The sequence below is a fragment of the Photobacterium swingsii genome, from assembly GCF_024346715.1.
Lineage (GTDB): Bacteria > Pseudomonadota > Gammaproteobacteria > Enterobacterales > Vibrionaceae > Photobacterium > Photobacterium swingsii.
On sequence record NZ_AP024853.1, the window covers coordinates 1275098 to 1286494 of the forward strand.

Annotated in this window: 7 protein-coding genes; 1 reads left to right on the forward strand and 6 read right to left on the reverse strand. The window is 42.7% G+C overall.

All coding sequences use genetic code 11. The features are described from left to right. Positions 1-11: 11 nt before the first annotated feature. The 6 genes from OCU77_RS22905 to OCU77_RS22930 all read right to left on the reverse strand — a co-directional run bounded on the left by OCU77_RS22905 (position 12) and on the right by OCU77_RS22930 (position 8063). Positions 12-1658 (reverse strand): DUF342 domain-containing protein, encoded by a 1647-nt coding sequence (locus OCU77_RS22905; RefSeq protein ID WP_107302552.1) that lies wholly within the window; start codon positions 1656-1658, stop codon positions 12-14. Between the two features lie 506 nt (positions 1659-2164). Next, complete coding sequence (locus OCU77_RS22910) at positions 2165-2536, reverse strand: hypothetical protein (protein ID WP_048897370.1); 372 nt, start codon at positions 2534-2536, stop codon at positions 2165-2167. Positions 2537-2738: 202 nt separating this feature from the next. Then, positions 2739-3482 carry a phosphatase gene (locus OCU77_RS22915; protein WP_048897369.1) on the reverse strand — a complete coding sequence of 248 codons (744 nt, stop codon included), beginning with the start codon at positions 3480-3482 and terminating at the stop codon, positions 2739-2741. Between the two features lie 11 nt (positions 3483-3493). Continuing rightward, the gene (locus OCU77_RS22920; protein ID WP_107302551.1) at positions 3494-5764 is read right to left on the reverse strand and encodes a tRNA(Met) cytidine acetyltransferase TmcA; all 2271 of its coding nucleotides are present in this window, start codon (positions 5762-5764) and stop codon (positions 3494-3496) included. Between the two features lie 102 nt (positions 5765-5866). Then, positions 5867-6841, reverse strand: a complete 975-nt coding sequence (locus OCU77_RS22925) for a ParB/RepB/Spo0J family partition protein (RefSeq protein ID WP_048897365.1) — start codon at positions 6839-6841, stop codon at positions 5867-5869. A 4-nt stretch (positions 6842-6845) separates the two neighbouring features. Further along, positions 6846-8063, reverse strand: coding sequence for an AAA family ATPase (locus OCU77_RS22930; RefSeq protein WP_048897364.1), 1218 nt, complete (start codon positions 8061-8063; stop codon positions 6846-6848). Between the two features lie 1321 nt (positions 8064-9384). Here OCU77_RS22930 and OCU77_RS22935 point away from each other — a divergent pair. After that, entirely contained in the window at positions 9385-11385 is a 2001-nt protein-coding gene (locus OCU77_RS22935) for a replication initiator protein RctB domain-containing protein (protein ID WP_048897363.1), read from the forward strand. Positions 11386-11397: the final 12 nt, after the last annotated feature.

The window sequence follows — 11397 nt, forward strand, 5'->3', positions numbered from 1 at the left end:
ACAATGTAAAGTTATAGAGGCTTCAACTCAATACCTTGCTCTCGAATTCGGATTACGGTCGGTCCGTGTTCCTGTGAAACTGGCAAAGCGTATTTTTCTAGTTGGCAATTCACCCCAGCATTGATGCACTTAATAGCCGTGATGCTAACCTGTGACAACACATCAAGGTATTCTTCTTTGAACTTATCGTAGCTGGCTTTGTGCTTGATTAGATTAGCACTGTGAAGACGATGGCTCTCTATCACTTTATTAACAAGTTCGGGGGGGCGCTTATGGGTTGGGATTTTAAGTAGCTTAATTTGCGCTTCACGCATCTGAGATAAATGGTCCTTTTCTTCTTCCCATAGACGACTGGTCTCGCTGATTTGCTTTCTCAAATGCTCAAAATTAGTAAAGGCGCATATCGATGTCGCCGTTCCTGCCAGCGCCCCGATATTCAATGCATGGACGCTATAACCAACCGAAGCATACCCTCCGCTCAATGTGCCATAACGCTTAGTCTCATCAACCACAGACAACTTGCCTCGAGTTGTAATATGGCAATGCAAAGCATGGTGGCTCAGGCTGATATCATCTTTTGCATCAAGTAACGTATATTGAGCAAACTTACTTGTTATTTTTCCACCTGCTCTAATGGTGCAAGCAAATTCAGAATCTGCTGCTGATTGCTTACCCAAAATGCCTTTAGCTACGATAATGTCAGCTCCAGCCTCTAACTCAGCAAGCTCAACAAAACCTAATACAGTCACAGATCCCGATACTGTCACCTTCATACCCGGTTTAACATCACCTTGAATAACAACACTGCCATCAAAATTCACATGCCCAGTTGTCGGACTGACATCTTTAACGACAAGTGCATCATCAACTTGGACACCATTTTTTTTGATAATAGGTACACCAGATTGCGTTGCAATGAGTATATCCTCATCGTAATCACTGATTGCAGCACCATCGTAGAGTGAAAATGGCTTATCCTCGCCCGCCTTGGCAGGAAGCACTTCACCCAACACGCTATAACCGTCGACACCAGCTGTGGCTCGAATGCGGCGCATCAGAGACTGTCCCTGCGCAACACTACACAATTCACCTAAGTCACGCATATCAACTTTGTCATGGTCAAGCTTACGAGGCGTCAAAACGCGCAAGCTCATGTCATCAACCAAAGGCTCAAAAGCGCTATCATCACCATGCTGTGGTAGCCGTCCTAAAGCTACCTGCATTGTGATTTTTTCACCAGGGCCAAGCAGATGTGATTTAGTCAGTAAGGTTTGAAGTAAGTTTTTACGCACACCTTTTACAATATTATTTTGCTTTAGTGCTGATATTAATGCTGCACCATCAATATCTTGCCCGCCATAAGCACCAATCACTGTAATTGAAGCTGACATGTTATTTTTTGCAGTTTTAACAATAAGGGATGCATCTCTGCGCTCAGCAATCACAATAGATTGCGGGCTAAGGTGTTTATCAGCATTCAGGATTGCGATGGCAGAGTCTATGGCACTTTCAAACAAAAAAAGGTCGTTGCCATGTTGCGAAGAAAGTTCTTGATATATGTCGGTACGCTCAACAAGTGAAGTCACTTCAAGCAAGGGGTGGGCATGAATAGAAATCGCATTATTATCTTTGCTCAGCTTCAGGAGCGATTGGGACATAGAGAACTCCTTTTACTCTACCCGTAAAAACAATCATTTATCGCTGATTATCATTCATAGTTCATTTTACTTATTTGGGATCAGGTTAATAGCGATATCCTTAAAGAACGTCGTCTAGGTCTCATCAAATAAATGTTAAGGTTTATGTTCTTACCCCGGCAATCCCTCTATGTCACCACCCTTTTTTGGGTGTATTCCCCCACACACAAAGTCACATTATGGGTGGGATTATACCCATGATAAAACAAACACCTGTATTAACAGCTACAGAGTAAATTCGTAACCACCTAAAAATAAAGGGTTATATTTTTATATCGTTAGATTCTAAAAGTTGGCATGTAAATGGCAATGTATAAGTTATCTAATCTAGGGCTAACTTCTGAGTAAAGTGATGGCATTCCCCCGATTACGGCCGTCACTTTGTCCTATTTATTGCCTCTCATATTGAGAGGCTTTTTTTTACTCTAAACATTAAATAATAATCATTCTCGTTATAAATTAAAGCATTAATAAAAGTCACGTAATTGGACTTCATCAAACATTTTATTCATTTTAAATAAATAGCAATAACTACCAGACGGGCTTTGAATCAGCTCGGCAATCATTCCATAAATTTGGCCCAGTTTAAATAACGAGAGTTGATACTCAGCATTCAGATCAACAGGAATGACAGATTCAATTGCTAAGCACGCCTTACCGACTTGGGTCACTCGCACCCTTAATCCAAGCCTACCAAGCTCACCAGCGGTTGATGGCTCTTTGATTAGCCTCGCCACACAGCCTGTAGGCTCAAGCAATAACATATCATCTGATATCTGACGGTATGGGGATGTTACAAACAGCGCAACGGCTTTGCTCGTTATCCTAATTAAGCTCATCCTCCTCCCCCTGCTTTATAATTAAAAAGGTCAGCAACCGTTGAAAGTCATTCAGCGGTTTTATTTATGTACGAATCATAATCGAGTATTGTTAACTCTAGACCAAAGTTGCTGAAGAGAATAATTTGAATAATGAGGTGGAGCTTTGGTTGGTTATTTACAGTGTAAATCAATCGTCGAATTTACACTGTAAATATCAAAATTAGTAGAGGGCAGCGAAGGCTTCAATCGGTTGACGACCTCGTTCTTGGAGAAAACGAAGGAAGGTAGCAGGAGTGTGGGTTACGACTTGCTCAGTAGGAAAAGCGACTTTATTAAGTAACTGCTTCACATGCTCAAAATTTCCGACATCATACGCGAAATGTGCATCAGACCCCGTTGTTATACGCCCGCCAAATTCCTTAATACAAGCAGCAATATCTTCACAACGCTTTTCGCTGCCCGCGCGTGAACCACAGAGTGATGAGTTATTAATTTCTAACACTACGTTATGTTTTGCCGCCGTACGGACAACCGTTTCATAATCAAAGTCAAAATTAGGGTTTCCAGGGTGACCAACAGCATCAATGCGGCCCGACTCGATGGCCTTCACCAAAGCTAACGTATGTTGCTGCTTATCTGCTGGGTGGAAAATCGGCTCATGGAAGCTAGCAATCACCCAATCCAACATATCAAGAATGCGCACATCCATATCAATCTCACCATCGGTATTGAGGATGTTGGTTTCAACGCCGCGAATCACGCCAACACCATGCAAAAATCGAGGCAGCACCCGTTGGTTAGCAAAATGCCAAAAGTGCGGAGCACCAGGCATTGTTGGTGCATGATCTGTTACACACATTAGCGACAAGCCACGCTGTGCTGCTGCGTATGCATTTTCTAATACCGTACTGTAAGCATGACCACTTGAAATAGTATGGGTATGTGTATCAACCGATAATTTCATAAATTCCTTCTTTAAGTGTTATCTGGTAAATGAAATGAACGCAGCAATCTCGAAACCTGTTCACGCAGGGCTGCTTCAGCTTGCTTACGCCCAACAAAATGATGCTCGTTAATGATGCTTGACCAAGTATGCTTTTGAATAATTTTATTAATCACAAGTACCTCGTCTATACGTGCTTCCTCTTGGATAGCGGAATCGTGCATAGTATGTGTCAACCAACGTTTTACTAACCACTCTAAACTACCAACCGCAGTATCATATCCAAGTCCACCACTAACATAGGTTGAGAGCTGCTGAAAAACCAACGCCTCATTCGTCACTCGATTCGAACTAGATAACGGATCGGCAACGCGATACAAGGCCCTCAATGTTGCGACATCCAGATCAGAAAATTGTTCTTGGCACTGGGCATGAAAATTAAGACTAAATAATACTTGAGCATCTCGGAACCAAGACTGCGACAACGGCGATAATGGCTTTACAGCCAAAGCAGAATAACAGCCACTGGCTGCATCTTTAGTGACACCAAGACGGATAACTGAAAAACCTGAATACTGCCAAAAACCAACTAACTCCTGAGCAACACCAAAACTCGTGCCTAGATAATCAAAGTTCTGCTCATTGGCCCAGTCCGCCACCTGCACTAATAATTGCTGGCCAACTTTATTGCGCCATAATGAAGGGTGAACCGCAATACGCTGAATACGACCGGCTAGCTGAGCAGCTGCTTTCGCTAACCCAATATGGGCCGCAATTGATTGTGGTAATAAATGTCCTTTTGGACGACGTTGCCCTAACATCACTTGCTGCGCCAGCTCAGATGAAAATTGACCTTCCACTGACAGCAAACAACAACCAACCACTTTATTCTCATAACGAGCGACCCACACAAGCAGTGCATCATCATCAAGTATTTGAAAAAAATCAGCTGGCGATGTTTGGTAGTGTGCGTTAATCAACAAACCAAAAATTTGGATTAACTGGCTTGGATTTGCTAATAATTCTGCCGTAGTAACTAAATGATAGCTGATCGTATTCGTCAGCATTTGGCTGCATTTTCTGGCTTCACTGTTCACACTCAATGATGTGTCAGTAATGGCGAGTGGCGTCATCTCAGCATTTAATAACAACGTCTCAAAGACCCAACACTCGAGCGGATCTAACTCGGCCCACCGAACGGCTTGTTTAATATGAAGCTCTCGCCATTGTGGCATTAATTTATCAAGGTAACCGCGAAACTTGATGGCAAAACCTCGCCCCGTGCCTTCATAGCCATGTATAGTACTGGCAAAAGCAATGCGGTTATAACGAGAAAGTAGCCCAACAAGTAAGGGCGATGGAATAGCGGCAGCTTCATCAACGATGAGAAAGTCGCACTCAATCTCTTGTTCAAGTAAGCGATCCGGAGCCACAAATTGGAGTGAGCTTTTGTTCCAAATTAACGCCATTGCAGAAGAAGATTGAAGCGCACCACCTTGGAGATTGAGTTGATTTCGAGTATGTGCGAACAGGGTATCAACCGTTGCAAAACTCGGAGCTGTCACCACAATCTTAATATCACGCTCAAGCATTAAGCTGGCGGCAGCCAATCCTAACGCCGAAGATTTTCCGCGTCCTCTATCAGCCGTTAAAACTAAAGGGCGTTTGCGGTGACCTAGTACCACTTTTCTGATTGCTTCAACGGCGCAAACTTGATCTTGTGTGATACAGCCAAAAGTTAAGCCATGACTCTCACGTTGAACAACCGAGTCGGCAGCAATGTCTTCAAAACGCTTTACTTGATGCTCCAATTGCAGCGGAAGATTGGCCAATCCACTGTGCTGTGGACAACCCGTTTTATCGTCATTCACTGTAGCAAGAGACAGACACTCAGCTTGCTTGATATGAAAGCAGTCATTGCGCACAAACTGATGACGAAGCCACTGCCAAGATGGTTTATCTTCATCCTCTCCTGGAGGTGCAACTAATAAAAGCACCACCCCACCACCAACAACTGTGCCAGAAAGCATGCCGAATGCATCAGGGAAAAAGTCTTGGTTGGCATCGACAACTAAGCAATCAACTTCTTGGCCTAACCAGTTTTTCGCTTTTTTTGCATTCACAGATGTAATGCCTAGCTCAGCTTGATTACCCAGCCACAAAGGTGCGTGATAATGTTCAGCAAAGCTACTCACTTGGCTAAGCTGCCAAGTGAGATCACCTTCCAATACAACAAGGGCACGGTGATGACAACGGTGAAGAACAGAGATGATTCGGGTAGAATAATGTTGCGGCTTGGCCATGATAACACTCAGTAAATATGAACCTGTCGATCATAGCACGCTAACTTCAAATCAAAAAAAACCACGCTAAAAAGCGTGGTTCAAAAATGCAATCTTGCTTTACTACTTCAAGTAGTCACCGATGTAAGCCAAGATATCATCCACTTGCTTACTCGATAATTTTTTCATTTTTAACTGCAGCTTATCTTCATCGCGCAAAAAGCTGACTTTGCCTTTGATCAGCTCTTGCTGCTTAGGCTTTTCAACCACAACACGAGGCTTAATGGTCTCGCCCATTCCCTCTAATACCATGGTCACTTCACGGGTAATTCGCGCAATACCTTGCACGTCCATGGTTTGCCATAATGGGGCATCGTTCGCTGCAAGTTGGTTAATCAACTGCTCTTGATCAGCCTGAGCAAGGCCGTAATACAAGCGATGTAGTTTAACTATGGTCGGGCGACCGAGTTCACTGACGCTTGGGTAAGCCATCAATAATTCCATCGGTAAACTCGCCGCTTTTAACGCACCACTGACCAAAGCTTCACTGCACTGACAGTATTTAGCAAGTTCCTTTTGATCATCAACTTTGCCTTGCTCTAGCAAGAGTTGCATCTCTTTGCCACGCTCATATAAAGATAATGGTTTATGCGCATTCGCAACATCAGACAGGAATTTCGCGTGTTCACTGTTAATGCCTTTTGCAACATAAATTAAGAAGTCTTTTTCCGCCAAAATACATGACATGCGACGGCGACTACCGTCTAAAACTTCAATACGACCATCATCTAACCAACGCCCGACCGCAGGATATTGCTGACCACGATCTTTCAATGTCGTCAAAATATCAGCCAGCGCATGCTCATTAAGGAATGCTTGTTCACGCGCATTTTCAGCGAAAACTTGCGTCTGTTGGCGCACCTTGTCAGCATTCACTTTGATCAACTCAAAGGCGACGGTATCCTCACCCGCAACGGCTAACTCAATGACAGCAGCTTTATCCTGTGCCGCTTTTTGCGCTTCAACAACATTGGTTGCACGACGTTTATCTGCTTTACCAAATAAACGGGCATTTAAATCTGTTGTTTTTATAGCCATTCGACTATGCCTCCTTATTCAGGTTTGCCCAGTGGCTGTGCATCACACGTTCTAGCTCTAAGCCGACACGTTGAATCGCATCTTGGGCAGTAGACAATGTTTTCTTGCCACCTTCGAATTCAGCCGCTGTAAGGTCAAAAACAGTACTGTAAGTATCCGCACAAGTCTCAAAGGCACGGCTACGCGGTACTGTCGCCATCATGACCTGCTCACGAAGTAAGTAATTCATTTCAGTAAGCACCGAGACTTGTTTTTTATTATCATCTTCAAACATGGTTGGCATCAAACGAATAAACTCAAGGCCATGCCATTCTTCTGGGAACATTTCATAGACGGTTGGTAAATGCTGGAAGAAGTTAACCGTTGAAGCCCAGTCAAGACGCTTCGCTGCACATGGAATGATCAGCGCGTTCGATGCGTACATTGCATTCCAAACTAACGGGTCAATGTGTGGACCAGTATCTATCATGATCATGTCAAATTCGTCGGCGATCGGATCAATTACACGCTCTTTTAGCAAACGAACAATATCTAGATCTTGATTAACCGCCAGGTCTTGCCATGCATCTGCATTGAACATAGCATCTTCAGGGAAAGCAGCAATTGTCTTAAGGTTTGGATATTGGGTTGGCATCACCACATTATCCATCAAGAAATCTTTATCCATTTCTTGACCTTCAGGTACATTGTTTAACATCACATCAACAGCGGAATAAATGGTCTCCTGTTGACCAACACTGATCTGAGGGTTAAGAAAGAGGCGCAGTGAACCCTGTGGATCTAAGTCAATTAAACAAATGCGGTAACGCTTATCTAAATCTAATGCAAGACAAGCCGCTAGATGTACCGCAGTCATTGACTTACCAGTTCCCCCTTTTTGGTTTTGTACATTAACAACCCAAGGTTTGCGACCGGCACCTTCACGCTCATAAAATGCTGGCTTTTTCGCCGCATCCATTAACTTATGCGCTTCTTCTAGTGTAATAGAGTAGTGGTTAGCATTATTTTTGGTAAATTGATGACCCGTCGCTTCCATTCTAGAAATTGCATCATCTAACTTACGTCGAGTCAGACCAGAACGTGTTTCCATTAATGCTTTTGACATCGGCGGAAAATGTTCTTCGCGACGCTCTTCTAAAACGATTTCAATACGGTCAGCTTGAACCTGTTTTGTTTGCTCTGCAATATTGAGCAAGTTTTGAATTGTTTGTTCCCTGTTCATTATCACTTAATCACCATCAAATATCATTGCCTCTATTGTACAACAAAACTTAGCTCAAACAATAAAAAGCTGAACATTACCAACAAATACTCTATTAAGGTCAAAAAGCAGTCTTACTCGTAAAAACCCGTCAATCAATACCGTCATTCATTTTAATCTACTGCGTAATCACCCTCTTTTAGGGCACCAATTAAAATGTTACAGCGTCACACCTTTACAATGTAAATTACGCTTATATGGTCAAAATAAGAAAAAAACTCGGAAGCGTGATAAATGATGTTGAAATTACGGCGAGTGTCAGTTCGATTTATATCACTGCAACAATCAGCATGAAATTAGTCTGTTTTTGGTAAAAGAGACTAATTTCAGACTGATCAGCACCAAGTAAATGAGCTCACAGAATAATAAAGAGGGGAGGGCTAACCTATACAGGAAGTAAAATGAAAGTCACTTGATCATAGTTCCAGTGATCAAGCAAAATAACCGCAACGATGATCAAGGCTGTAAATTGCCATTTAAGCACCAGAATACCATCACAAAACGGCAAAAAAGATCGGATCAATGATCAAGTTAACGAATTCAATTACCGCTCAACTACGGAAGCATGCTAAATCGAGGCAGAACTACGGCCAGTGTAGTTTCTATAAGGCTTTGTGCGTCTCAATAGATGTTAAAAAAGACAATAAAATGGCGTTCGCGACCAGAAAGTGAAAATTGAAATACAAATTTCATCACTTGATCATGGCTCCGAGCGCGGACACATGGGATACCAGCCAATAATTACGGCCAGTGTAAATTCAATTTGTGTATTTTGAGATTGGAAAGCTCCCGTGACCAATCCTATTTTGGCAATAAAAGTGAATTTAGAGTCAAAAAGCAGTACGGTGATCATGCTTCCAAGCGAAATTAAAGACTAAAATGAGATAACAACAAGAAAGTGGTTGCTTTTTAAACAGCCCCTGAATAATAAGCTGTGGATAAACTGTTATTTAACCATGATCATCGTTTCAATTAGATATTGATCATGCTTTCAATCTAATCATGATCATCGCTCCAAGTGCTCAATGATCATCGTTCTTGGCTCTATTTGATCATACTTCCTAGAAAATCTTGATCATCGTTCCATTGGGCTCCTTTTTTTTATACCTAACTTTCAATGCTTTAGCGATTTTTCAGCGCCCTGATCATATAATCATTTAATCATAAAGATCACTTTTAAACATAAAGATCATATTTTAAGAGCTTCAATAAAAAGAACTTTCTTTCTTAATCTTTTTCTATTAATCTTTCGGAAAAATGATGAATATACGGCTAGTGATAAATGAAAATCGTAACAGGCAACAATAACGATCCCGTTGAGAAGGTGTTGATCTCTTTGCCACGATCACACAAAGATGGTCATCTTTTTGCGATCCCTGCAGGGCTTGTCGATTGGTTACCTCAATATCAACATTTCAAAGGGGTCACAAAAAGTATTGTTGAGCTGCTCAATCTCATTTCACTTCGAGGCTTGTCTTGCCAAGATGGTATGGTATCAACCACAGAGTTAGTTGAAGCGACAGAAGGACAATTAACTCGAGCCGCGATTCAGCAACGATTACGCGCAGCTGTTGGTATTGGGCTTTTTAAACAACAACCTGTACGCTTCGAAGAGGGGCTTGCAGGCAAGACTATGTTGCATCATTTTGTTAACCCAGCCTTGTTAATTTCTCAGCTTGGTACGGGTAGTCTTCATTCGCAACAAAGCAAAGAACAAGAAAAACAAAAACGCTCAAAAGCATTGGCGCAGAATCATGTTAATCGTCGCTTACTGACTGAGCATGGTCTTGGTACACCACCAAGTATGCCTGACGAAGCGGATCAAATTGTTGTTTCACCCACCAGCTGGGCCGGGATCATTGATCAGGCGCTTGCCCCACCGCGTACGAAGAAAAGCTATCAAAAAGCGATGGTTGCGATCAGTGGTACTAAAGCGATCATTGAAACTCGATCGTCTAAGTCGATCATGACTGTTGATGATCTTATGACTTTATTTGCCTTGTTTACTCTGACGGTGCAATATCATGATCATCATATCGATGATTATGAGATCCAATCGCGTAGTTTAAGCAATAAGACCCCAGTTTATATCACTGATATTTTGGCTTTACGCGGTAAAAAAGACAGTGGACCTGCACGCGACTCTATTCGCGAAAGTATTGATCGTATTGAATTTACTGATTTTCAGTTACATGAACTAACGGGACGTTGGCTCAGTGAAAATATGCCAGAAGGGTTTAAAAGTGATCGTTTTCGCTTTATTGCTCGTACGATCACCGCATCAGAAGAAGCTCCGCAAGAAGGTGAAAACGGTGAGATTAAGATCAAGCCCAATCTGTACATTTTAGTGTGGGAGCCGTCTTTCTTCGATGAACTGCTCACGCGCGATTATTTCTTCTTGTTCCCACCAGAGATCTTGCGACAGCATACCTTGGTATTCCAGCTGTACACTTTCTTCCGAAGCCGCATGTCGCGTCGCGTCAATGATTCGATGCTACTGAGTGAGCTGAATCAGAAATTAGCTCGCAATATTGAATGGCGCCGTTTCTCATCTGATTTGATCCGTGAGTTACGTAAATTAGCAGATGATAAAGTCAGCGATAGCGTGTTTGCTGTCAATTTATGGGGTTATCACTTAACGATCCTTCCGGAAGATGCCAATCAGCGTTATACCGATTATCAGATTGATATTCGCTGTGATGCGGATGAAGTGATCCGTTACTCGCGTGCGAAGACGACCAATGAAGGTAAGCGCAACATGGCGCCTACGATGCCAAACCCATTGCGAAATGAGATCTTGCCCAAGCGTGAACTTGATCAGCTATCCCAGATCATCGATGGTGAATTTGAACCGATCCAACGCAAAGAAGGGCGCACTAAGGGCCGCTTAGGTCGACGTGTGAAGCTACGTAAACACTTAGTTGAGATCAATGCAGACGAGCTGACGATCATCTTATCCAAGTACACCTCACCAGAAGCCCTCCAGCGCAGTATCACGGCATTATCTGCAATGACTGGACACTCAGCTTCGAGTGTTTCTGATGAATGCCATGAGCTATTAGAGAAGCTTGATTGGCTACGTGTGTCTGATCAAGTGGTTAGCTATGAAACGTTGAGTAAAACCGTAGAGCTTTACAATAGCCAGCAAGAAGATCGTCATCTTTCTATCGAACGTTTAATTTCAGGGCTGGCTGTCCGCCGAAAAGTCTGTAAATTGGTGCATGAAGGGCATATTAACGAGCAAGTGCTGATGGCCCTCGATGATGTTGCTAAAGGTGTATAATCACTAAGGGAT